Origin of the sequence: Flavobacterium hydatis, assembly GCF_000737695.1 — a bacterium.
Taxonomy (GTDB): domain Bacteria; phylum Bacteroidota; class Bacteroidia; order Flavobacteriales; family Flavobacteriaceae; genus Flavobacterium; species Flavobacterium hydatis.
The window spans coordinates 64,992-88,591 of the sequence record NZ_JPRM01000023.1 but is presented as its reverse complement, the minus strand read 5'-3'; the positions used below and the strand labels follow the sequence as shown (position 1 = coordinate 88,591).

The 23,600-nt window shown below is 32.3% G+C and carries 27 protein-coding genes; 9 read left to right on the top strand and 18 right to left on the bottom strand.

Annotated features, from left to right (window positions below):
• Window positions 1–29: 29 nt before the first annotated feature.
• Window positions 30–284, bottom strand: coding sequence for a hypothetical protein (locus tag IW20_RS14675; RefSeq protein WP_035623750.1), 255 nt, complete (start codon window positions 282–284; stop codon window positions 30–32).
• Between the two features lie 370 nt (window positions 285–654).
• Between IW20_RS14675 and IW20_RS14665 the strand changes: the two genes are divergently transcribed.
• From IW20_RS14665 to IW20_RS14655, 3 genes are all read left to right on the top strand, one after another.
• The gene (locus IW20_RS14665; RefSeq protein ID WP_035623744.1) at window positions 655–1,410 is read left to right on the top strand and encodes an NUDIX hydrolase; all 756 of its coding nucleotides are present in this window, start codon (window positions 655–657) and stop codon (window positions 1,408–1,410) included.
• Between the two features lie 75 nt (window positions 1,411–1,485).
• The gene (locus IW20_RS14660; protein ID WP_035623740.1) at window positions 1,486–1,806 is read left to right on the top strand and encodes an MmcQ/YjbR family DNA-binding protein; all 321 of its coding nucleotides are present in this window, start codon (window positions 1,486–1,488) and stop codon (window positions 1,804–1,806) included.
• A 30-nt stretch (window positions 1,807–1,836) separates the two neighbouring features.
• Window positions 1,837–2,358, top strand: a complete 522-nt coding sequence (locus tag IW20_RS14655; RefSeq protein ID WP_035623737.1) for a GrpB family protein — start codon at window positions 1,837–1,839, stop codon at window positions 2,356–2,358.
• A gap of 8 nt (window positions 2,359–2,366) precedes the next feature.
• Here IW20_RS14655 and IW20_RS14650 read toward each other — a convergent pair whose 3' ends face one another.
• The 14 genes from IW20_RS14650 to ahcY form a co-directional block, all read right to left on the bottom strand.
• Window positions 2,367–2,978 (bottom strand): alpha-ketoglutarate-dependent dioxygenase AlkB family protein, encoded by a 612-nt coding sequence (locus tag IW20_RS14650; protein WP_035623734.1) that lies wholly within the window; start codon window positions 2,976–2,978, stop codon window positions 2,367–2,369.
• Window positions 2,965–3,210, bottom strand: coding sequence for an Ada metal-binding domain-containing protein (locus IW20_RS14645; RefSeq protein WP_035623730.1), 246 nt, complete (start codon window positions 3,208–3,210; stop codon window positions 2,965–2,967). The genes IW20_RS14650 and IW20_RS14645 overlap by 14 nt, the downstream gene beginning before the upstream one ends.
• A 166-nt stretch (window positions 3,211–3,376) precedes the next feature.
• Window positions 3,377–4,090: a 2OG-Fe(II) oxygenase gene (locus IW20_RS14640; RefSeq protein WP_035623727.1), complete on the bottom strand. Its 714-nt coding sequence runs from the start codon at window positions 4,088–4,090 to the stop codon at window positions 3,377–3,379.
• 305 nt (window positions 4,091–4,395) lie between these two features.
• Window positions 4,396–5,247 carry a bifunctional helix-turn-helix domain-containing protein/methylated-DNA--[protein]-cysteine S-methyltransferase gene (locus IW20_RS14635; protein WP_035623725.1) on the bottom strand — a complete coding sequence of 284 codons (852 nt, stop codon included), beginning with the start codon at window positions 5,245–5,247 and terminating at the stop codon, window positions 4,396–4,398.
• A gap of 348 nt (window positions 5,248–5,595) precedes the next feature.
• On the bottom strand, window positions 5,596–6,060 hold the full coding sequence (locus tag IW20_RS14630) for a GNAT family N-acetyltransferase (protein ID WP_035623722.1): 465 nt from the start codon (window positions 6,058–6,060) through the stop codon (window positions 5,596–5,598).
• Between the two features lie 94 nt (window positions 6,061–6,154).
• Window positions 6,155–6,487, bottom strand: coding sequence for a DMT family transporter (locus tag IW20_RS14625; protein WP_035623719.1), 333 nt, complete (start codon window positions 6,485–6,487; stop codon window positions 6,155–6,157).
• Window positions 6,488–6,552: 65 nt separating this feature from the next.
• Complete coding sequence (locus IW20_RS26705; protein ID WP_240478495.1) at window positions 6,553–7,164, bottom strand: hypothetical protein; 612 nt, start codon at window positions 7,162–7,164, stop codon at window positions 6,553–6,555.
• Window positions 7,165–7,227: 63 nt separating this feature from the next.
• Entirely contained in the window at window positions 7,228–7,686 is a 459-nt protein-coding gene (locus IW20_RS14610) for a hypothetical protein (RefSeq protein WP_035623716.1), read from the bottom strand.
• 45 nt (window positions 7,687–7,731) lie between these two features.
• Window positions 7,732–8,826, bottom strand: coding sequence for a WG repeat-containing protein (locus IW20_RS14605; RefSeq protein WP_051885779.1), 1,095 nt, complete (start codon window positions 8,824–8,826; stop codon window positions 7,732–7,734).
• A gap of 10 nt (window positions 8,827–8,836) precedes the next feature.
• On the bottom strand, window positions 8,837–9,472 hold the full coding sequence (locus IW20_RS14600) for a hypothetical protein (RefSeq protein WP_035623714.1): 636 nt from the start codon (window positions 9,470–9,472) through the stop codon (window positions 8,837–8,839).
• Between the two features lie 6 nt (window positions 9,473–9,478).
• Complete coding sequence (locus tag IW20_RS14595) at window positions 9,479–9,763, bottom strand: hypothetical protein (RefSeq protein WP_035623711.1); 285 nt, start codon at window positions 9,761–9,763, stop codon at window positions 9,479–9,481.
• 239 nt (window positions 9,764–10,002) lie between these two features.
• Window positions 10,003–10,563, bottom strand: coding sequence for a hypothetical protein (locus IW20_RS14590; RefSeq protein WP_123869516.1), 561 nt, complete (start codon window positions 10,561–10,563; stop codon window positions 10,003–10,005).
• Window positions 10,564–10,728: 165 nt separating this feature from the next.
• Window positions 10,729–13,047, bottom strand: a complete 2,319-nt coding sequence (locus tag IW20_RS14585) for a patatin-like phospholipase family protein (protein WP_035623707.1) — start codon at window positions 13,045–13,047, stop codon at window positions 10,729–10,731.
• 233 nt (window positions 13,048–13,280) lie between these two features.
• The gene (gene ahcY / locus IW20_RS14580) at window positions 13,281–14,597 is read right to left on the bottom strand and encodes an adenosylhomocysteinase (protein WP_035623705.1); all 1,317 of its coding nucleotides are present in this window, start codon (window positions 14,595–14,597) and stop codon (window positions 13,281–13,283) included.
• A gap of 388 nt (window positions 14,598–14,985) precedes the next feature.
• Here ahcY and IW20_RS14575 point away from each other — a divergent pair, with 388 nt between their 5' ends.
• Window positions 14,986–15,618: a 4'-phosphopantetheinyl transferase family protein gene (locus tag IW20_RS14575; RefSeq protein WP_035623703.1), complete on the top strand. Its 633-nt coding sequence runs from the start codon at window positions 14,986–14,988 to the stop codon at window positions 15,616–15,618.
• A 209-nt stretch (window positions 15,619–15,827) separates the two neighbouring features.
• Here IW20_RS14575 and IW20_RS14570 read toward each other — a convergent pair whose 3' ends face one another.
• The 3 genes from IW20_RS14570 to IW20_RS14560 all read right to left on the bottom strand — a co-directional run bounded on the left by IW20_RS14570 (window position 15,828) and on the right by IW20_RS14560 (window position 17,172).
• Complete coding sequence (locus IW20_RS14570; protein ID WP_035623700.1) at window positions 15,828–16,217, bottom strand: group III truncated hemoglobin; 390 nt, start codon at window positions 16,215–16,217, stop codon at window positions 15,828–15,830.
• 2 nt (window positions 16,218–16,219) lie between these two features.
• Window positions 16,220–16,501 (bottom strand): hypothetical protein, encoded by a 282-nt coding sequence (locus IW20_RS14565; protein ID WP_035623697.1) that lies wholly within the window; start codon window positions 16,499–16,501, stop codon window positions 16,220–16,222.
• A 74-nt stretch (window positions 16,502–16,575) separates the two neighbouring features.
• Entirely contained in the window at window positions 16,576–17,172 is a 597-nt protein-coding gene (locus tag IW20_RS14560) for a Crp/Fnr family transcriptional regulator (protein WP_035623694.1), read from the bottom strand.
• Window positions 17,173–17,267: 95 nt separating this feature from the next.
• On the opposite strand from IW20_RS14560, the gene IW20_RS14555 reads away from it, so the two are divergent.
• From IW20_RS14555 to IW20_RS14535, 5 genes are all read left to right on the top strand, one after another.
• Window positions 17,268–17,996 carry a phosphoglycerol geranylgeranyltransferase gene (locus IW20_RS14555; protein WP_035623692.1) on the top strand — a complete coding sequence of 243 codons (729 nt, stop codon included), beginning with the start codon at window positions 17,268–17,270 and terminating at the stop codon, window positions 17,994–17,996.
• A 34-nt stretch (window positions 17,997–18,030) separates the two neighbouring features.
• Window positions 18,031–18,654: a nicotinamide riboside transporter PnuC gene (gene pnuC, locus IW20_RS14550; protein ID WP_035623689.1), complete on the top strand. Its 624-nt coding sequence runs from the start codon at window positions 18,031–18,033 to the stop codon at window positions 18,652–18,654.
• The gene (locus IW20_RS14545) at window positions 18,615–20,729 is read left to right on the top strand and encodes a DUF4301 family protein (protein ID WP_035623686.1); all 2,115 of its coding nucleotides are present in this window, start codon (window positions 18,615–18,617) and stop codon (window positions 20,727–20,729) included. The genes pnuC and IW20_RS14545 overlap by 40 nt, the downstream gene beginning before the upstream one ends.
• The gene (arfB, locus tag IW20_RS14540; protein WP_035623684.1) at window positions 20,729–21,133 is read left to right on the top strand and encodes an alternative ribosome rescue aminoacyl-tRNA hydrolase ArfB; all 405 of its coding nucleotides are present in this window, start codon (window positions 20,729–20,731) and stop codon (window positions 21,131–21,133) included. The genes IW20_RS14545 and arfB overlap by 1 nt, the downstream gene beginning before the upstream one ends.
• A gap of 255 nt (window positions 21,134–21,388) precedes the next feature.
• Entirely contained in the window at window positions 21,389–23,572 is a 2,184-nt protein-coding gene (locus tag IW20_RS14535; RefSeq protein ID WP_035623681.1) for a TonB-dependent receptor, read from the top strand.
• The last annotated feature ends 28 nt before the right edge of the window (window positions 23,573–23,600 follow it).

Sequence of the window (23,600 nt, the reverse complement as noted above, 5' to 3'; positions counted from 1 at the left end):
ACGGGCAAAACATATATTTTGCCCGTTTTTTATTTTAAAGTATTCATAAAATCCATAACTCCAATTCCTTTGTAGGATTCATTTATGGCTTGCTCGTATGCATCTTTTTTTGCTTTTTTGTCCTTAGGATCAACATTACTCAAAAGTTGATCAGAAATTTTTTCCTGCTTAATGCTATATTTTAACGATTCTTCTAAAAGATCGTTTTTTGATACTAATCCAAAAGAAGAACATATTTTTCTAATAAGCTTCTTGTTCAGTTTTTCTAGAGTTGGGATGCTCATAATATAATTAGTTATGTTTTCAATTAATTATATGACTGTCTTTTTATTTGATTGTTACAAAACAGTAATTCTTTAACGGCACATTAATGTCTTATAATTAGCTTATTAATTTATTTTTTGAGGAAAAATAACAAGCGAAGCATTAAATGTGTTATTATGACGCAATGTACTTATTTTTTTTAAGTCGTTTTATATTTGATTGTAAATTTGACATTAATTTATGATTTTTTAAGGCATAAATAATCTGTACTATAGCTTGCTTTAATTGCAAAAACAGTGTTAGAAAATAAGATTGATTTTCTTTTATTGAAAATAAGCTAAATTGCACACTTATTTTATGTCGAATAAAATTTGAACAAATAATAATTGCATGATAAATACCACTATATATACTCATGAAGATTATCAGCCAGGACTTTCTATCGATTGTGTAATTTTCGGTTTCCATGACAATCAGCTTAAAGTTTTGCTAATTAAAACCCCGTATGAAAATAAATGGTCATTACCCGGCGGATTTGTCCCAATAGATGAAGATATAGATGATGCAGCAGTAAGAGTACTTAAAATCAGGACAGGAGTAGAAGGTATTTTTTTGAGACAATTTGCAACTTTTGGTAAAGTAAAAAGAAACGATACCCATTTTGGCAATGCAATTTTAGAGCATCTGAAAATTCCCAGAGAAGCAGGAAAATGGCTTTCACAGCGATTTGTAACCGTAGGATATTATGCCTTGGTCGATTTCTTGCAAACAGTTCCGCAACAAAGTAAAAAAGAAGAATTAATAGAATGGGTTGATCATAAAGAAGTCCCAGAATTAATCTTAGATCACAAAGAAATTCTTGATAAAGCATTAATCACACTCCGAAATGAGTTAAATTTAATACCCGTAGGATATAATTTATTGCCCGAAAAATTTACAATTCCAGAGCTTCAAAAATTATATGAAACGATTTTGGACAGAAAACTCGATAGAAGAAACTTTCTCCGAAAAATTACCAACATCGGAATCTTGAATAAGCTCGACGAAAAGAAAAGTAATGTAGCGCACAAAGCTCCAAATTTATATACTTTTGATAAAGAAAAATATGATGAGGTTCTTAAAAACGGACTAAATCAAGGTTGGTAAAATATATTTAACTCAGACCTAGTATTCCCGGAGGCGAGGGATAGAACATGTTAAGTTTAATAAATAAATGAAATCATGGTAAGTATTGATGAATTTAGAAAATTAGCTTTATCATTCTCAGAAGCAACGGAAGAACCACACTTTGAAAAAACTTCTTTTCGGGTGAAGAAGAAAATATTTGCAACACTCGATGTAAATAAAAACTTAGGCGTATTGAAATTTAACGAAATCGAGCAATCTGTTTTTTGCGCTTCAAGCGAAAAATTCTTTTACCCAGTTCCTAATAAATGGGGACAACAAGGCTGGACAATTGTAGATCTGGTTAAAGTTCCAGAGTCCATGTTACAAGATGCATTGTCAGTTTCCTATTATAATGTTTTACCGAAGAAACGTTAATAACCAATTATTATATTTGCAAAAAAAGATATGATTGGTGCTGAAAATTGGAATATAATTGTTGTTCCGTACAATCCTACTTGGGCAGATGAATTTAAAAAAATCGAAAGAGAATTACTTACAGTTATAAAAGATGAGGTATTATCAATAGAGCATGTTGGTAGTACATCTGTAGAGGGCTTGTATGCAAAACCGATTATAGATATAGATATTGTAGTCGAGAGTGATAAGTTTTTGATAGTGAAACAAAAGCTTAAAGAGCTTGATTACGAACATGTAGGCAATTTAGGGATTGAAGGTAGAGATGCCTTTAGTTATAAAAATAAAGAACATCTTATGGAACATCATTTATATGTATGCAACAAAGAATCTAAGGAGTTAAAAAGACATGTTACTTTCCGAAATCATCTTCGATTAAATGATGATGATAGGGACAGATATAGCCAGATAAAAATAGAAATGGCAGAAAAATTTCCTCATGATATAGATAATTATCTTTTAGGAAAAGAATCAGTAATATTAGATATCTACAAAAAATGCGGATTATTATAAATTGTACTTTATTGTGAAACAATAGTCCTAAAAGTCAAGTTTACTCGAGGTTTAGATATTGTTTTAGTTGGCGGTAATCGATGCAACCAATGGGTTTGAGTAGTGTCCTTCATAACCAATAAACTACCGTGTTCTAAGATTAATGAAACAGTCTCTTTGGTGTCTTTATGTTTGAACGCAAACTTTCGTTCTGCACCAAAACTTACCGAAGCAATCGCGCCATTTTTTTTCAAATCCTTTTCGGCATCACTATGCCACGCCATTCCTTCGTCGCCAGAATGATATAAATTAAGCAAACAAGAATTAAATGTTTCGCCTGTTTTTTCCTCGATAATAGTTTTTAATTCGAGTAATTCCTTTGTCCACGGAAGCGCTTTTTTTGTAGTGTTAGAATACGTGTATTCAAAAGGAGAATCTCCATACCAAGCCACTTTGCGTTTTGTAATTATTAATTTCCCAAAGATAATGGCTTCATCATTTCTCCATTCAATTGTATTGAGTAAAATATCTCGATAGTGATTTGAATTTTCTCTGGAAAATAATTTTCCGTAATAATTTACAGTTCCATCTTTAGGTAATAAATTGGTCGTTTCGTCTATTTCGGGATTAAATAAGTCCATTTTTCCAGTTTTTATATTCAGCTTTCATGCAATGTCCGCAAGGCCTAAAGCTATTTTGTTTGGCTTCATTTTCAGATAAAAAGAAAACTCGGTTTTCGCGTTTCATTCTTTTACCAGATGCGCATTTTAGTGATCCGTAAATTTTTAGCTTTCGGTTTCCACCAAAGTAAATTTCTGCATTTTTAATCTTATTTCGTAAATCTAAATTTGAAATATTATTGTGCTCAATCATAATGTTATTATATTTTTATTCTGTGTAGACGCGCAGTGCGTCTACACAAAGATTGTTCTTATGGATTAATTTACGTGATGTTAGACGCACTGCGGTGCGTCTCTACAGATATACTGTATGTTAAAACCTTTGTACCTTAGTACCTCAGCACCTTTGAACCTTAAAATTAAGACAACGCATCATGAAAAATAATCCCCAGCGTATGTCGCTCGCCAGAATGAATCTCACTCACACCATGTTTCATATTCACACGATAATAACCTTTAGAACCTTTTACAGGTCTAAAATTGGTGGTAAAAACCAGAACATCACCTTTTTTAGGTTTCAAGACAATAGCTTTCGATTGTGCTCTGGGAGTTTGTTGCGTTAATACAAACTCACCACCAGTAAAATCTTGATCAGGTTCATTTAAGAAAAGTACAATCTGAATTGGAAAATAAATGTCACCATACAAATCCTGATGTAAGGTATTAAAACCGCTTTTACCATATTTCAAAATTAAAACAGTCGCTTTAAGTTGATTATTGACGTGACATTGTTCTAATAATTTTTCATGAGATTCAGGAAAAATAGTGTTTATATTTAATGCCTTCATCCAGGCATTTGCAATTGGAGCAAGTTTAGGATAAATAGTAGAACGAACCGTTTGGATTAAATCAGGCAACGGATAGTTAAAATATTTGTATTCGCCCAAACCAAAACGATAACGCTCCATAACAACTGTTTTTCGATATAAATTAGGATTATCATAATCGAATTTTAAATCTTCACATTGGTCGTTATTAAGCACATTAGGAATTATTGCATATCCATTTTCGTGCATAGATTCGGTGATGCTTTCCCAATTAAGAGAAGCAATTTTTGATTGTATATTTTGCATAAATTTTTTTAGATGTTATTGAATTTATCATGGCGAATCATTCACATACAGTATATCTGTAAAGATGTACTGCAGTGCGTCTACGCAAAGATTGTTCTATTTTTGCCACAGATTAAAAAGATTAGAATGATTTAAAACGCAGCAGAATCTGTGTAAAAAAAATGTAATATATTTTACCGTAATTTTTATCCTGTAGAGACGCACCGCAGTGCGTCTAACATTACGTATTTCCACGAAGAATCTTTGTTAACAATCTTTGCGTAGACGCACTGCGGTGCGTCTCTACAGATGTACGTTGTGTGACTTTATATTGCAGGATTTACCTGTACACCTTCCCAACCGATAATGGCTGTTTTTCGGGTATTTCCCCACATATATCCGCCAAAAGTTCCTGATGATTGAATAACGCGGTGACACGGAATCAGGAATGCTACAGGGTTACTACCTATGGCAGTTCCTACTGCACGGGAAGCATTAGGTTTGTCTATTTGTTGGGCAATAGAACCATAGGTAGAGAGTTGCCCCATAGGGATTTTGAGCAACGTTTCCCAGACCTTTAATTGAAAATCAGTTCCTTTTAAATGCAGTTTTATTTCGGATAATTTACTCCAGTCGTTCTGAAAAATAAACAAAGCATTTTGTTGTACTAAATCTAGTTTTCGAGAGAATGTTGCATTTGGGAATTTGTATTGTAAATGATTAAATCCGGTTTCTTCATCTTCGGCGAAAGCCATATAACAAACTCCTTTACTAGTCGAAGCAACAATAATATTCCCGAACGGACTTTCGGCAAAACTGAAATTAATAGCTAAGTTTTTACCGCCGTTTTTATATTCGGCAGGAGTCATTCCTTCGATGTTCACAAATAAATCATGCAAACGACTTGTTCCAGAAAGTCCCGTGTCATAAGCGGCATCAAATAAAGTGGCCTGATTGTTTTCTTTGAGGATTTTTTTGGCGTGTTCAACACTTATATATTGCAAGAATTTCTTCGGACTCGTTCCTGCCCATTCGGTAAACAAACGCTGAAAGTGAAACGGACTTAAATGTACTTTTTCGGCAACCTCATCTAAGTTGGGTTGTTCCTTAAAGTTAGCTTTGATATAATCTATTGCATCGGTAATGCGATTATAATTAATGTTTTCCTGTGTGTTCATTTTCGTTCAATTTTATAATGCAAATATCGATTGGTTTTTGCGGGCATAAAATCCGAAACTTGCTGTGTTTTTTTAAACAGAAAGCGAATTGTGTTTTGTTAACCGCAAAGTAAGCAAAGATTTACGCAAAGTACACAAAGTTTTTTTGCAATATTGTAATCCTGAGCGAAGTAGAAGGGCGCAAAGTATGCTATGTTTTTTGCTCGCAAAGACGCAGAGACGCAAAGTTTTTTTTGCAATATTGTCATCCTGAGTGAAGTCGAAGGACCACACAGAAAATCAGCAAAGATTGGTAAACTTTAAAATTAAAACTTTGTGTCTCTGCGACTTTGCGAGAGATTTGTAGCGCTACTGTAACTCTTTTTCCATTTTGTAATTGATAAGTTCAATACCTAATCGGATATTCTTTTGTTCGGCTTTTACAATAAATCCCTTTTTCTCAAAGAAAGGTTTGGCGGTTATACTTATGTCAGATGTTATTGTTTTAGTATGTTGCTTTTTTGCTTCAAGTTCTAATTCGGTTAAGAGTTTATCGGCTATTCCTTGTCGCTGAAAATCTTTATGAATGTAAAAGAAGTCAATGTAATTGCCATCTTTCAAAGTTCCGAAACCAGCAATTTTATCTTGAATGATAGCCAATAAAACAAATTGTGTATTGATAACGTCAACCCAGCGTTCCGTATTTTTAACTCCCGAAATCCAAACATCTATTTGAGCTGAATTATAATCGTTTTTACAAACATGTTTGATAGTTTCGATATATAATTCCTGCATTTCTTTCAGGTCAGAAATAGTAGCTTTTCTTAAGTTCATTAGTAGATGTTTAAGATAGATGTATTATGATTTTATTCTTTTTGATAGTATCATTTGATACTATCAAAAGTTTTTTTGTAGTTTAATTTTTAGCCTAATGTGATGTAGTTTTAGAAAAAACATTGATAACAACAACGCCAATTATAATTAATGCCAATCCGATTATTGCTGGTAAATCAGGAGTTTGTTTAAAAAATACAGCTCCGATAATGGTAATTAATACAATGCCAACTCCAGACCAAATTGCATAAGCAACACCCACAGGAATTGTTCTTATAGCAAAACTAAGGAAGTAAAATGCTCCTGCATATCCTATAAATGTTATTATGCTTGGAATAAGTTGCGTAAACTGTTCTGATTTTTTTAATGCCGAAGTTGCAATGATTTCAAATATAATGGCAATTCCTAAAAATAAAAAGTTTTTCATAATTCACGTTTTTACAAAGTTAGCCTTTGTATTTTAGTGAAAAGAAGAATTTGTTGAATATTACTTTATTTTTTATCTGTCACAAACATATTAATATCATCAATTGCATCTTCTATTCTTCCGTTAATAGTATGGTCGTTCTTTCTGTTTTCAAATGCTTTTAGAACTTTTTCTTTATCTATAGTTCCATGTATTCTGGCAATATGACCAATACAAGTTACAGCCAAACCTTTTATATCTGGATTTTTATTTTCGAGTAATTCAATGCATAAATCCTGAACCCATTCCCAGTTTTGGTTATGGAAAGTTATTTCTAATAATGTATTTATAACTCTAGTTGAGTCTTTAGATCTTAATTTCTTTTCGATTTCCTCACTTTCATGTTGAATTCCATCTTCATCAATTCGGCAACACCATTTTGAGATTTCAAATAAACCAGAACGATTCCTTTCTACAATTCCACTTGCAATTAAATTGTCTTTAAAACCATCTGCTTGCTCATCTGCCATATAAATATCAATTTTCATTCCTTCAATTAGTTCAACTTCAATATCTTCGGAATTTAACTTTGTGTTTTTTTGAGATAATAAAACCAAATCGAAGTCGATCATTTCATTAAAGTCAACATAGATTCTTGATTTTTTGGTAACTTCCTGATAGGTATTTTTTGTATTCATATTTCTCTGTTTTAATCTCTATTTCCTGATTATAAAAAAAAGTATAGCTATAATAAAACACGATTATGCTTGTTTTATTTCATTTAAGTCTACTTTCTGTAGCAGTTTTTCAGAAATTGGATCATAATAGCGATAAGGTATACTAGGTCCTAATCCACGAAAAGGGCCATCTTTGTGATTTAAAAAAGCCGAATATCTTCCGCAGCATTCTAATGTTATATAGCTAAAATTGGAGTCACAACTACTAACCTGAACATTTATCCATTGTGGGACTTTACCATTCCTCCATAAATAATCAATTGCAGTCAATTTTGTAGCGGGATTAATAGAATTTGATTCATCGATTTTATCATCGGGATAAATTTCTTCATCATTTTCTAGTTCATTTCCATCGTATGAACAATTGGTTTTAATTATGAATTTATAATCGTGCGGTAATTTGTTTATTACCATTTCCTGTGTAAAATCTATAAGACCGTCAAGGGCTTTTTCTAGGTTGATTTTAAAATCTTCTTTTGTCATACTTTATTTGCTGAGAAGGATGCTGAAAATCCAATAATTTAAAAACTATTTAAGTTCCCCTTTTCCTATAGAAACACTTATCAGCTGATACCCATTTTCGGTTCTTAAAAAATCAAAATGATCTTGTGTGGAATTTTTTTTATCACGTTGAGTAATAATACTCTTTATTGGATATTTCCAGTCTTTAGATTCGTTACAGTTATTAAAATATTCATTGTATTTGTCTGCTTCATAGATAAATTGATTTAATCCATCGGTTGTAACAAAATAATCAGATGTAGGATTGTTTAGTTCTACTAATTTATCTTTTATGAGTTTGTAGTTTTTATTAATGAACTTAGTTTTTGGTTCACTTATCCAGCCAATTGGTTCTTTCCAATAGAAGATTTCTTCATAGGAATGTTTTAGTAGATTCTTTTTGGATAAATCGGATAGTAAATCGTTTTTCAGCCACAATTTAAATTCTTTGTCATAATTTATAAACGAATAATATTGCCCATCTACACCAAGAAAATTTTCTCTTATTGGGTCTAAACTTGGTTCTTTTGATTTTTGTAAAGAATAAAAATTGAGTTCATTATTATATGTAAAATTCTCAATTAGGACTTTATTATTTGTATCAATAAGGTAATCATTTCCGCCACTCCAACTAAAGTGATTGCAACCTCCATCATGAGTATCGTTTACTTTTTCGGCGCCTTTTAAAACGATAATCATTCCGTTTTTAACTTTGTTTAAGTTATTATATTCAGCAGGAATTACGATTTTTCCATTACCATTAAACATTCCCATTTTATCTGTTTTAGGATCTCTAAAACGTATATAACCTTCGTTTTCGCAATCAGGGCCATTGTCAAATATGTACAAACTATCTCTACCAACTATTCTACCAGTCTTTGTTAGGTAATAATTCTTCCAGCTTTGATTTTCTTCTTCTTCTGAAACTGCAATGATATCATCAAATTTATGGGCAATTGTCATTCCTATAAATTTAGGTTCAATTTTAATTACGCCATTTTTATCTTTATATCCGGTATGCGTAGTGTCTTTATCCCAAAAGGCAGTCCAGGTATCATTATTTTGAGCAAATAACGTACAGCTTACAAAGAGAAATGTACAGAGGATAAAAAAGCGTTTCATTGCGGTTAGTCTATTTAAAATCGTATTCGTAATTTATTTCTTTTAAATCTTCTTCTAGTAATTTCCAATCTTCAATTTCGTCTACAATAGACAAAACCATTTCTTTAGTCAAGATTTTACCTTCATAAATTTCGGTTACAGTTTTTAATGGGATTCCCGTTTCTTTATAAGATTCATCAAAATACTCGCTTGCCCAATTGATATAGGTTTGCGGATTCCCATCAAAAATGTCTAGGAATTCGGCGGAGTTGTCATTATAATCTTCAATTGTTCCAACTTCCCAATTTTCGGTTTCATTTGTCCACAAACAAAATGTTGTTCCAAAAGATGCAACAGGTTCACCAAAAATGAAATCATTATAAATTTCAGGAAGGTTCTTAGTCAAATCACTTTTTTTGTTATGCTGATATTCGCGTGCAAAACCATTTATTACACAACGATTTTCAAGAAAAAGAATATTTATTAAATCTCCAGAACCATCTCTCATTTCGCAAAATTCTTCACCTTCTCCCCATTTAGAATTGTAGGAGTAGTATCGATATTCCCATTCTTGACAAATAATGGCATCTAGAATCGAAATTGCTTTGCAGATATTTTGTAATGAATTTTTATTAGGTAATAATTTAAAATCTTCAGTAGAAATCATGTTTGTTTATATTTTATCAGTTGCGAATTGAATGTCTTTGGCTTCGTCGTAACAATCGGAGCATAGTATTTTAAAATCGGCTAAATCTTCAAATGCTTGATTCCATTCTTCGCCATTATCTAGTAGCCATTGTTCGCATGATCCGCACCAAGCAATTTGAGGTAAGTCTTCTCCTGCTTCGGAATAAAAAAAGCCAACTTTTTCTTTTTTGTCTATTGCCATCGCAAGATGAATACAGGCAAAAGACATATCTTTTGAGCCGTGTTGCTCACATATAACTTTTTTAATCATATTTTAATCGTAATTAATCTAATCGGGTTTATTTACATTATAGATTGGTTGAGGTTTTAAAATATTCAATTTCATTATGTTGATATCATCAACTAATTCCTGATTTGATTTTAAAACATTTTTTATCTTTTATAATGTTTCATAGCTAATATATAAATATAATCTAGGAATTACTTCCTGAAATTGTATTAAAAACAAAACCCGATAGGTTTTTAAAAACTATCGGGTTTGAGATATTATTAATAATCTTCTTCTCTTTTGAATTTAGCATCTTCCATCGCTATTTCAAGGTCTGCTATTTTTTTTGACCTTGATTCTATCAGGATTTTAACTTTGTTTAGTTCATTCTGAATTTTAGCTATTTGCTCCTTGTGTCTTTCAATATTTTTTTGGTAATCAGAATCATTAGTATTCTTCGGAGCATTTTCAAGATTTAGTAATTTTTCTTGATTTGTTTTTAAATCATCTTTTTTTTCCTGTGCTTGATTTTCTAGTTTTTTCAGTTTTCGTTCTTCTCTTACTAATTTGGCTTCTGCATTTTCTATGCGATTTCGATAAAGAGGTTTGAAGGAAGGTGTTTTTGGAAGTTCGGGATACTGTTTCTGCATAGGATAAAGAATCTTTTCTGCTTGTTGGCGTCCTATATTTCTTGACGCCTCTTTAAAAATTTCAGGGGCTTGTGCATTAGTAAAAAGAGGTAATATGATTATAATCAATGTAATAAAAAGGGATCTCATAATTGGGTTTTGGATTTCAAAAATATACTTAAATTTCAAAAATAAAGTAGAATATTTGATCAATTTTTATGAGTTTTTACCGGCCGCGTGAGGGATAGGAGGAGGCTACCAAAGTAGCCCGGATAGCCCGACAGCATTAAATAAAAGAGCCAATGAACGTAATGCTCATCGGCTCTTTTTTTTAATGGTGGCACGCCCAAATTATAAATTTTAGATTTATGAGGTTTTTTAAGGATTAAGTGACAATCCGACACTAAAAAACAAGCGTACTTTGTCGATATTATTTATCCAGGAAGTATCAAAATGAATAGGACCCAAAATGGACTGATAGGAAATAGCTGCTCCTCCAGACATCACTAGGCTAGGGTCGAAGCCATCATCCCATTTTCCTTTTGGGGTAAATACGTTGTTTATGTATTTATCAAAAGACTCAAAACCAACAGTTGCTATATTAAAATGGGGAGTTAGATAGATTTTTCCCATAAGATTTATTTGAGAAGCTAGTTTTAAGCCCATATATTGCGAAACATTGAGCTCGTCTTCATTAAGGCCAGGAAATGCAAAACGATTACTACCAGAACTTGGTATAATTCCTCCTAAAAAATATTTTGAAGCATAACCAAAATCCGAATATGAGATTTGATCATCATTAAGTTTATCCTCAAAAATAAAATAAGAATCGAACCCAATGATTCCTGTAATTTTCTTTTTTAAGAGTACTCTCTTCTCAAAACTGAAACCAAATTTTGTATAACCATTGGTTGAACCAGATATGCTTGTTTGATCCGGATCGTTCAAAGAGATGTAGACATCTGTAAACAATGATCGGGTTACATTTGCTTTTATAATTGTTCCATTTTCGGCAAAGAAAACTTTATCCATATCATTATAAGAATAATGCATGTTTAATTCTATGTTGTTTATGGAGTAATCCTTAAAATCGATTGAGTTAGGATTGTATTCTCTTTCGTATTTTGGTTTTAAATTAGAGTATTGATAGTGTAAACCATAGCCAAAATAACTTTTAAGGGAATTTAAATTTCTGTTGATTTCATTATTAAATTCAAGAGAATTATAAAGTACATTATCTGAGGCTTTGCCGTTAAAATAAATTTCTTCCCTTAATAAGGCCCCATAAAGCTCAGATGACCACCACCAATCTCGATTTTTACCGAAATTTTTCTGATAATTGATTCGTGCTTTTGGTTGCTCAGCTATGTCGATGGTTACAAGAAGACGAGAAGCTCTGGCAAGAACATTTCTGGCGGTGTAATTAAAAATGATTCCAACACCTCGGTAAGTGTCGTAATGTACGGATGCATTTAGTTGGTTTTTGGCACGTTCATGTCCAAATATTGTAACGCCTAGTTTGTTGCCGTCTTTAATGAAATAGTTGTATGTAATCTCGTCAAAAAGATTGGTACCCATGGCTCTGTTAATTCCTGCTATTAAATCTTTGGTGGTATATTTTACATGTGTTTTAAGGTTCATTCTTCCTAATACCAGAGCAAGGTTTTCGGGGCTGATTCTTTTGTAAACAATGGTGTCAAGAACAAATTCTGAAGGAATGTTTGGTAATTCGTGAGTTCGTTGAGTATATCCTTTTAGTTTTTCGGATAATGCGATTAAAGCCGGAAGATTTTCATTTGTTGCAATTTTACCATCTTTGTAGATTTCTTGGCTATCAGAAAAATCTGCCGTAGAAAAACGTAAGTTTGGCAAGTGATCTACTAAGATGTCACAGAGCTTTCGGTTTGCAGGATTCTTAATATTACTCGGGAACATACTGGTTTGAGTCAATATCGTTATAAGATTGTTCAGTTTATCTATTGGTTCCATTCCGCCACCTACATCACTACCAATAATAATGTCAGCACCCATTTGTTTGGCTACATCTGTCGGGAAATTATTCAGTACTCCTCCGTCGACTAGTACTGTTTTTTCGTATGGCATAGGCTTAAAAATACCAGGCAATGACATACTTGCTCTCATGGCATAAGCTAAACTACCTTTGCTTAGTATAACCTCTTTTCCTTCGGCTAGATCAGTAGCCATGGCTCTAAAAGGTATTGACAGACTATCAAAATCTTTGATATTATATACAGGATAAGTTAATTCTGAGAGATATTCTCTTAAATTTTGATCATTTAAAAGCGAACCTACGCTGTTTAGTTTTTTATCTTTAATTCCTATTCCAACTAAATATCTCTGGAATTCTCTTTTTTCCTCTACACTTGCAGATCTTAATGACTGACCTCCGCCAAGTAATTTATCCCAATAAATATTTTTAGTTAATTTCTCGATACTATCACCAGAATATCCCATTGCATACAAACCTCCTATAATGCTTCCCATACTATTCCCAACAATAAGATCAGGAACGATATGTAAAGAATCTAGTTTTTGTAAAAGCGGAATATGTGCAAGTCCTTTTGCTCCACCACCACTTAAGACTAAAACGACTTTGGGTTTCTTTTCCTGAGAAAAAATAATTTGCGGGAGAATAAGTAAAAATAAGAAGACGAATAAATAAGATGTTTTTTTCAAGATTACAATGTTTATGTATTTGAGAAATTGAGACTTATTTTTATTTTAAAATTAAGTACTTATTCTATAAAGGTATAATTTTTTTATAAGAAATGTTTTTGCGCATACAAATAAACGATTTACTTATTTTGAAAAAGGATCTAAAATGAAAAACCCTCGCATTTCTGCAAGGGTTCTAATATTCAGTTTAATTTTAAAAATCTAAGATCTACAATCTTAAATCTAAAATCAATTTAGTATCTGTAGTATTCTGGTTTGAAAGGACCTTCAACCGGAACACCAATATAAGCAGCCTGATCATCACGTAAAACTTCAAGTTCAACGCCTAATTTAGCTAAGTGTAAAGCAGCAACTTTTTCATCTAAATGTTTTGGTAACATATAAACGTCATTGTTGTAAGCAGCACTGTTTTTCCATAATTCGATTTGAGCCAAAGTTTGGTTTGTAAATGAGTTACTCATTACAAAACTTGGGTGACCTGTAGCACAACCAAGGTTTACTAAACGACCTTCAGCAAGAATGATGATATCTTTTCCAGCGATAGTATATTTGTCAACTTGTGGTTTGATTTCGATTTTTGATGCACCGTGGTTTTTGTTCAACCAAGCCATATCAATTTCGTTATCAAAGTGACCGATGTTACAAACAACAGTCTTGTCTTTCATTTGCTCGAAGTGCTCTCCAAGAACGATATCTTTATTTCCAGTAGTTGTAATGATGATATCAGCATTAGCAATTACAGTGTTTAATTTTTTAACTTCGTAACCGTCCATTGCAGCTTGTAAAGCACAAATTGGGTCAATTTCAGTAACAGTTACAATAGATCCTGCACCTCTAAAAGAAGCAGCAGTTCCTTTTCCAACATCACCATATCCACAAACGATAACTCTTTTTCCAGCTAACATTAAGTCAGTTGCACGACGTACAGCATCTACAGCAGATTCTTTACAACCGTATTTGTTATCAAATTTAGATTTAGTAACAGAGTCATTAATGTTGATTGCAGGCATTGGTAAAGTTCCGGCTTTTACTCTTTCGTAAAGTCTGTGAACTCCAGTTGTAGTTTCTTCAGATAATCCTTTAATTCCAGGAACCAATTCAGGGAAACGGTCAATAACCATGTTAGTTAAATCTCCACCATCATCAAGAATCATGTTCAATGGTTTTCTGTCTTCACCAAAGAATAAAGTTTGCTCAATACACCAGTCAAATGATTGCTCATCTAGACCTTTCCAAGCATAAACCTGGATTCCAGCAGCAGCAATAGCAGCAGCAGCCTGATCTTGAGTAGAGAAAATGTTACAAGAAGACCAAGTAACCTCAGCACCAAGAGCGATTAAAGTCTCGATTAAAACTGCAGTTTGGATAGTCATGTGTAAACATCCAGCAATACGAGCACCTGCAAGAGGTTGTTCGTCTTTATATTCAGCACGAAGAGCCATTAAACCTGGCATTTCAGCTTCAGCTAATTCAATTTCTTTTCTTCCCCAAGCCGCTAGGGAGATATCTTTTACTTTGAAAGCCACAAAAGGCGTAGTTGTAGTACTCATTTATAGTATATTTGTAATTATAAATTTTTTGCAAATTTACGTAATAACTTTATATTTAACTATTTTCTAAAAAGATTTGTGAAATGTTTAATTGCTTAATCTTTTGAACTTTAGCTAAATGGTTTTTATTCGAAGCTATTTCCTGCTGTCCACTATATCTATTGCGGCGAACCCCGCCACAATAGGATGCCGTTACCATCAGGGCTAGAAAGACCAGATATATTTAAAATTGACCTAAGCATATTATATAAGTCATTTAAATTCATATAATTTAAGGATTAATTTACTTACATCACTTAAAAGCTTTAGAAAACATAATTTATATTTTCGTATTTTTAATACCATGCATAATTTATAATTAACAACTCATAATTCACAATTAAAACGAATGCCTTTATATCAAACAATACAGTTTAACCCAACAACACAAATTTTAATTTGGAAGATAACCGAGTCTTTCGAAGAGTTGCTTGATAAAGTAGTTTTAAAAGAAAAAACACAACTTCGTTTAAACGGAATGAAATCTGATTTGCATAAACGAGGATTCTTAAGTGTTCGTATGCTAATGCAAGAAGCTGGTTTTACCGATCTGGATTTGCATTACGACCAATTCGGAAAGCCGTATTTAAGCTGTCACAATCATATATCAATTACGCATTCGCATAATTTTTCGGCAATAATTATTAGCGAAGAAACCGTAGGAATTGATATCGAACTCCAACGCGAAAAAATCCTAAGAATCGCCGATAAATTCGTCGATAAAGAATTTGATTATTTAAATCCAGATTCGTTAGAAGAATATATTAAAAAACTTACTGTGATTTGGGGAGCAAAAGAAGCTATATTCAAAATCCGAAACGAAAAAGGAATAAGTTTTAAAGATCATATTCGTGTGAATCCCTTTTCGTTAGAAGAAAGTAAAACATTAGCAAGCCTACATTTTGATGATTTAGTAAAAGACTTTGTAGTGTATTATGAAGAAATTGAGAATTTTACTTTAGTCTACGCGCTGGAGAAGTAGTTTTTAGTCGCAGTTTTTAGTTCCAGTGAAAAACAGTTTCAGTTTTCAGTCGCAGTAATCAATAAGAGGAAATCAAAATAATAATCTGCTAAATCAGCCAAATCTGTGTGCTAAAAAAGTCTCAGTTTTCAGTATATGACTTTAATAAAACTTCGTGTCCCTTCGTGCTTTCTTTGAGAAACTTAGCGTAATAATCTACACAATAACAACTAAGACTTAGAACGGTTTTCAAACATATTCAAATAAAGGAACGTACTCATTTTTCTTGCTCTACGTTTAAGAGTATCGACATTTTCTCCTTCAAAAAGTTCTTCCAGCGTTTCAAACCACACATTTAGCCAGATTCCGAACTCATGCGATGAAATTTGATGATTAAAATGATCATCAACCTTATTATGTGCTTCAATAGGATTGCCTTTGTATTTTTTGACAGCAAATAAATTGGTTTCCCAGAAATCAGTTAGCTTCTCCAAGTGCTCTTCCCAATCCTTAATCATATCATTAAAATAAAAGCCAATCTCATCATTGGCTCTTATTTTAGTATAGAAAGTGTTAACAAGAAGCGATATATCTTCCCTGTTTTCTATTTGTTTTCTCATAACTAAATGTTATTTATAATAATAAACAAGATACTAAAAAAGACGCTTGTTATAATAAGATTAAAAACCGTTTTATGGCTCATTTGTGCCAGGATAGAAGTATTGGCAATGATACTAGCAAATACAATTACACCAAGCTGAATCATTTGTATTACCGAAGTTCCGTTAGCCAGAACAAACATTGCTGCGGCAGCGCCAAGACAGCTTTGTCCTATAATTGCCATAGTTGCAGAACCAATGTAACTTTTATTAAAAATTTCGAATGTTGAGTTATAAAGTGTCATGATATATAATTTTAGAGTAACAAAGTTACTGCCTGCATATACTTCACATTTATGACTCAAATCATAAAGCAAAACTACCGATATACTTTCCTGTTTATGATTTTTAATTCGCCTTTCTTCTCCAATGATTTTATAGCGCGTATAACAGTTTCAACCCGAAGTCCAGATAAATCTCCAATTTGTTGTCTGGTAAAATTGATGAGGTAACCGTTTGAATCTTTCTTGAAATTAAAATTTGCAATAGCATAATCAATCAATCTTAGCACACGATGTTCAGGTTCATGAGTAGATATTTCGGCAGCCATTACCGATTTGTAATACAAACGTTGTGCTAAGTTTTCGATAATCTTAATGCTAATTGCAGGATTTTCATTTAGTAATTTCATGAAACTTTCCTTGGGAACGCAAAGTATTTCGGCATCTTCTACAACAACAGCGCTAGCAGGATAATTTTGATTTAAGAATAAAGGAGGTTCTCCAAAAGATTGGTTTTTATAAAAAATGCCCTGAATAAATTCCCGACCATCATCATTATAATTATTCATTTTTACTTCGCCCGAAAGGATCTGAAAATAGTATGCAGGAAGTTTTCCTTCTTTAAAAATAACAGCTGTTTTTGTGAAATTTTTCTGTACTGCACCATATTTTTCCAGTAACTCAATAGCAATCATAGGTTTGTTTCTTTCGTTAGTTAAAGCGAATACACAAATATAATTGATTCGAAATAGTTCTCTTGCATAAAAAAACTTTTACTTTTACGCTCGTTATGGAACAAAAAGTACAAGACATATACAAACAAATACGATTGGCCAAAATCGAGAATCGAAAATTACTTGCAATTCTTTTGGATCCAGATAAAATTACTTGGCAAAATCTTGATTGCTTACTGCAAAAAATAAATCAATCGCCCGCTACACATATTTTTGTAGGAGGTAGTTTGGTAGAAAGTACAATTCTCGAAGATTTAGTTTTTCAGTTAAAATTAAAAACGACTTTGCCCGTTATAATTTTCCCTGGAGATCCATCGCAAATTTCGCCACAAGCCGATGCAATTTTGTTTTTATCGTTATTGTCGGGTAGAAATCCAGATTATTTAATCGAATATCAGGTTCAGGCAGCGCCAATATTAAAAAGAATGAATTTGGAGATTATTCCAACAGGATATATTTTAATAGAAAGCGGAAACGAAACTGCAGTTGCACGCGTTAGTAAAACTAAGCCTCTAGATAGAACAAATCTCGATTTGGCATTAGCAACAGCACAAGCAGGCGAAATGTTGGGTAATAAATTAATTTATCTAGAGGCAGGAAGTGGAGCTAAGCAAGCCGTTCCTTTAGAAATGATTCAATTGATTTCTCAAAATATAAATATCCCACTAATTGTTGGCGGCGGAATTGTAGCTTTGTCTCAAATTCAAAAAGCCTATGAAATGGGGGCAGATCTAGTAGTTATAGGAACAGCTTTTGAAAATGATGTTCATTTTTTTGAATCCTAAAACTTGATTTAAGTAATAAAAACAAACAAATTCAATGATTGATTTTTTTCTTAATGCGTACAAAAATGTTCCTCTTTGGCATATTGGCTTAGAGTTTCTTGTTTTTGTGTTTGGGATTTTAAGTGTTTGGTTTGCTAAAAAAGAAAATATTTGGGTATATCCTACAGGATTAATAGCCACAGTAATTTCGGTTTATTTGCTTTATATAGCAGGTTATTTAGGCGATATGATGATTAATGGATATTTCTCGATTATGAGTATTTATGGCTGGTACAACTGGGCAAAAGGAACAAATCAAGAAGATAATTTACCAATTACACGTACCAATAATCAGGAAAAAATAATAGGTATTGGACTATTCGTCATTACAATTTTTGTAGTTTTTGGTATCTATAAATTTTTCGATTACGAGTTACATAAAGATAATTATATTGATATTCTTGCCTCAGGCATATTCTTTACCGGAATGTGGTATATGGCAAAGAAAAAGATAGAAAATTGGACCCTTTGGATTATTGGCGACATTATTGTGGTGCCTTTATATGCTTATCGTGGGTTAGGAATGTTATCATTCCAATATTTAATTTTTACAATTTTGGCTATTTCAGCTTATTTAGAATGGAAGAAAATCTTAAACAACAAGATACAAGAATATTAAAATTTGCTTTATTCGGTCCCGAGAGTACTGGTAAAACAACTTTGGCTAAGCAACTTGCTTCGTATTATGAAACGGAGTGGGTTCCTGAGTTTGCACGTGATTATCTTCAAGAAAGATGGGAAGAGAATCAGCATATTTGTGTTGAGGAAGATATGATGCCAATTGCTTATGGGCAAACAAAACTAGAAAACGAAAAATTAGCTTTAGCAAATAAGTATTTATTTTGCGATACCAATCTTATGGTAACCAAAGTATTCTCGGAGATGTACTATGGTTTTTGTAATCCACTATTAAATGAAGCTGCACTAGAACACGAATACGACTTATTTTTCCTTACCGATATAGATGTTCCTTGGGAGAAAGATGATATTCGGGACAGTCCAAACGAAAGAGAATCTGTTTTTTCAGTTTTTAAAGAAACAGTAGTAAAGACTAGAAAACCGTATATAACCTTATCAGGGAATAAAGAATTACGCTTGGCTAAGGCAATAGAAATAATCAATAATTTGACAATTGCTAAAGAATTAGGGTTTTCTTCGGCCGATTTTGTACAGATTTATGAGTACGGAATTCCTTTTGAAAAAATTAAAAATCAATTAGAGATTTTTAAAAGCGGAATAAACAAAAGTAACTTAATAAGTCCAGCTACAGTTTTAAACGGAATTTTGAACTTATCGGAGGCTGATTTTGAAACTAAAGCGGCTGTATTTGATGGGAATAAATCGAATTTAAAGCTAAAAAAATTCGTTCCAGCATCGGGAGCAGCAAGCAGGATGTTTAAGTTTTTGAGTGCATTTCTAAATGATTTTAATATCGAAAAGGAGAGTATTAATGCATACATCAATAGAAAGAAAGAAAGTCAGTTATCTCTTTTTATTATAGGGATGGATAAGTTTCCTTTTTTTGAAGCTGTAGATAAAAAGTTAAGAGAAGTATATCCTGATTTTGATTCTTTAAGCACAGATTATAAAAATTATTATTTTATAAAAATATTATTGGCTTCAGATTATTTTGATTTTGCTAATAAACCAAAAGCAGTTTTACCTTTTCATCAATATAAAACTCATATTGCAAATCCTATCGAGGAACATTTGCATGAATGTGCTTATTACGCTAGTTCAAATTCTGTTTCAAATTTACATTTTACAGTTTCAGAAATTCATCAAAGTCAATTTGAAGAATGTGTTGATGCTGTTAAAACAAAAATTGAGAAAGAGTCAGGAACAAAAATCGGAATCAGTTATTCTTATCAAAATAAAAGTACCGATTCAATTACTGTAGATTTAGAAAATAAACCAGTAAGAACCGATGATGGGCAATTGGTATTTAGACCAGGCGGACATGGGGCTTTAATAGAAAACTTGAATAATCTAGATGCAGATGTTATTTTTATTAAGAACATCGATAATGTAATCCAGAATCATATCGAGAAAATTGCTTTATATAAAAAAGCTTTGGCAGGGATTCTAATAGAATTACAAAATAAGATTTTCGGATATTTAAGGGATATCGAAAATAAGGAAGTAACAGAAGAAAAGATTACTGAGGTAGTTTTGTTTTTAAAACAGAATCTGAATATAGAAGTAGGAGCAGATATTGAAGAACTTACTTTAGAAAATAAAGCAAATAGAATAAAAGAAGTTCTAGATAGACCAATTCGCGTATGCGGAATGGTAAAAAATGAAGGAGAACCAGGAGGAGGGCCATTTTGGGTTCAGGATGAAGAAGGAGTTATTTCGCTTCAGATTGTCGAAGCTTCACAGGTAGATTTAGAAGATAAAAACCAAGCAGCTATTTTAGCAAATGCAACTCATTTTAACCCAGTAGATTTAGTTTGTGGGATAAAAAATTATAAAAGCCAAAAATTTGATTTGATGCAATTTGTAGATAATAATGCTGGTTTTATAGTTGAGAAGAGTAATTTAGGACAAACGGTAAAAAGTTACGAATTACCAGGACTGTGGAACGGTGCAATGGCAAAATGGTTAACTGTTTTTGTTGCAGTACCGATAATTACTTTTAATCCTGTAAAAACAGTAAACGATTTATTAAAAGCAGCTCATCAGCCACAATAATGGAAATAGAAAAAATTGTTACAGAGTTAACTTATAAAGCTGTTCGCAGTAGTGGCGCTGGCGGACAGAATGTAAACAAAGTATCCTCAAAGGTAGTTTTGAGCTTTGATTTACGAAATTCACAAGCTTTATCTGCAGAAGAAAAAATACTTTTAGAAATAAAATTAGCGACAAGATTAACTTTAGATACAGTTTTAATTTTGAATTGTGATGAAGACAGAAGTCAGCTAAAAAATAAAAGTATTGTAACAAAACGTTTTTTAGAATTGATTAAGAATGCATTAATAATTCAGAAACCTCGAAAAGCGACTAAGGTTCCAAAATCAGTAATTCGTAAACGTATCAAGGATAAAAAGAACGTTTCGGAGATAAAGCAATCTCGTAGGAAGCCTGATTTAGATTAATGCTCTTTGATTTTAGTCAATTTAAAAAAATCTAATAGTCAAACAATCTAATATATCTAAAAATCTTTTCTACTTTTGCATCGTCTCAAAGGGGTGCTCTAAATAACGAGCTGAGATCATACCCAAAGAACCTGAGCGAGTAATGTTGCTAAGGGAAAAAACGACAATTTTAGCGTGCACACTATATTTTGTCGTGAAACATTTATTAATTTAACAAAAAGAATAATTCCCCCTTTTATTCGTAATTATTTACGGATGAAAACTATTTTTATTAAAGGTACTGAGGTACTAAGTTGCAAAGGTTCAAAGTTGAAAAACTATAAGCCATCTCTCTTTTTTCTATTCTCTTTCTTCTATTCCCTTCACTCTTTCGCACAAGTACAAGATACAACCAAAGTTAATCAGCTAGATAATGTATTGGTTTCGGCAGTGCGTGTTACAACCAAAACTCCTGTTAGTTTTAGTAATTTAAATAAAAAAGACATTAAATTCAGAAATTTAGGTCAGGATATCCCTGTTCTTATGAACTATATGCCGTCGGTTGTTACGACTTCGGATGCTGGAAACGGAATAGGTTATTCAGGAATACGTGTACGAGGAAGTGACGCTACAAGAGTAAATGTTACCATAAACGGAATCCCATATAATGATGCAGAGAGTCAAGGAACATTTTGGGTAAATATGCCTGATTTTGCTTCTTCTGTAGAGAGTTTACAGCTACAAAGAGGTGTTGGTACCTCAACAAACGGTTCGAGCGCTTTTGGAGCAAGTTTAAACTTATTGACCGATAGTTATGCTACAAAGGCTACGGGAGAAATTGCTACTTCGGTTGGATCATTCAATACATTAAAAAATACAGTTAAGTTTAGTACGGGTTTATTAAATGACCATTTTGAAATTGCAGGACGTTTATCGACTATAAAATCAGATGGATATATAGATAGAGCAAGTACCGATTTAAAATCTTATTTTTTGCAAGGAACTTATGTAGGTAAAACGACTTTAATTAAAGCTTTGGTTTTTGGTGGAACCGAAAAAACGTACCAAGCTTGGAACGGAATTGATGCAGTAACTCTAAATACAAACAGAACCTACAACTCAGCAGGGAAGTTTAAAGATGCATCAGGGAATATTCGTTTTTATGATAATGAAACCGATAATTATAATCAAAACCATTATCAGTTGCATTGGAGTGAGTTTATATCCGAAAAATGGAGTACAAATCTTGCTGCGCATTATACAAAAGGGAAAGGATATTATGAGAATTATAAATATAATGAACCAGTTGAAGGTTACGGAGGAATTGAGCCTACTAAGATGGTGTATAATGATTTAGGAGAATTAGTTCCGGGAACAGATTTAATTCGCCAGAAATGGTTGGATAATGATTTTTATGGAACTACTTTTTCTGCAAAATATGTTACAGATAAGTTAGATGTAATTTTAGGAGGAGGCTGGAATAGATATGAAGGCGATCATTTTGGTAAAGTAATTTGGGCAAGAAATGCTGCTCAAACAGAACTAGGAGATCGTTATTACGATGATCATTCAGTAAAAACAGACGGGAATATTTTTGCGAAAGCAAATTATCAATTAACCGATAAATTTAGTTTTTATGGTGATTTGCAATATAGAAATGTACAGTATAAAGCCAATAGTAAACAAACTGGTTTAGTCGATGATAATTTTAATTTCTTTAATCCAAAAGCAGGATTGAATTACGAAATCAACTTAAAAAGCACCTTGTATTTCTCTTATGCAAGAGCTAATCGTGAGCCAAATAGAACAGATTATGAAGGAGGAAATGTAAAGCCAGAGAAATTAAATGACTTTGAATTAGGATGGAGATATAATTCAGAGAAAGTACAATTGACTTCAAATGTATATTATATGGGATACAAAGATCAATTGATTTTAACAGGAAGGTTAGATGATGTTGGAGCTCCAATCCGTGCAAATACCGAAAAAAGTTACCGTTTAGGGCTAGAGGTTGATGCTACGATTGCCTTGTCGGAAAAGTTTATAATAAGACCTAATTTTACATTAAGTAGTAACAAAAATGTAGATTTGGCTGTGGATGGAGAGTATTATGGTACAACAAGTATTGCCTATTCACCAGAAGTAATAGTAGGAAACATTATTGTTTATAAACCAATAGAAGGATTGTATGTTTCGCTATTGCAAAAGTACGTAGGAGAACAATTCATGAATAATATAGAATTGCCAGCTGCGAAACTAGCGGATTATTTTACAAACGATTTGAATATTGCTTACGAGATAAAACCAAAATCTATTTTTAGATCAATTACAATTACTGGTTTGGTAAATAACATTCTGGATAAAAAATATGTTTCAAACGGAGCTATGTGGGATATTTATCCATCTTATTATCCACAGGCAGGAATTAACTTCTTAGCAGGATTAACGCTTAAGTTTTAAATCAATTTAGTTTTATATTATAAAAAAA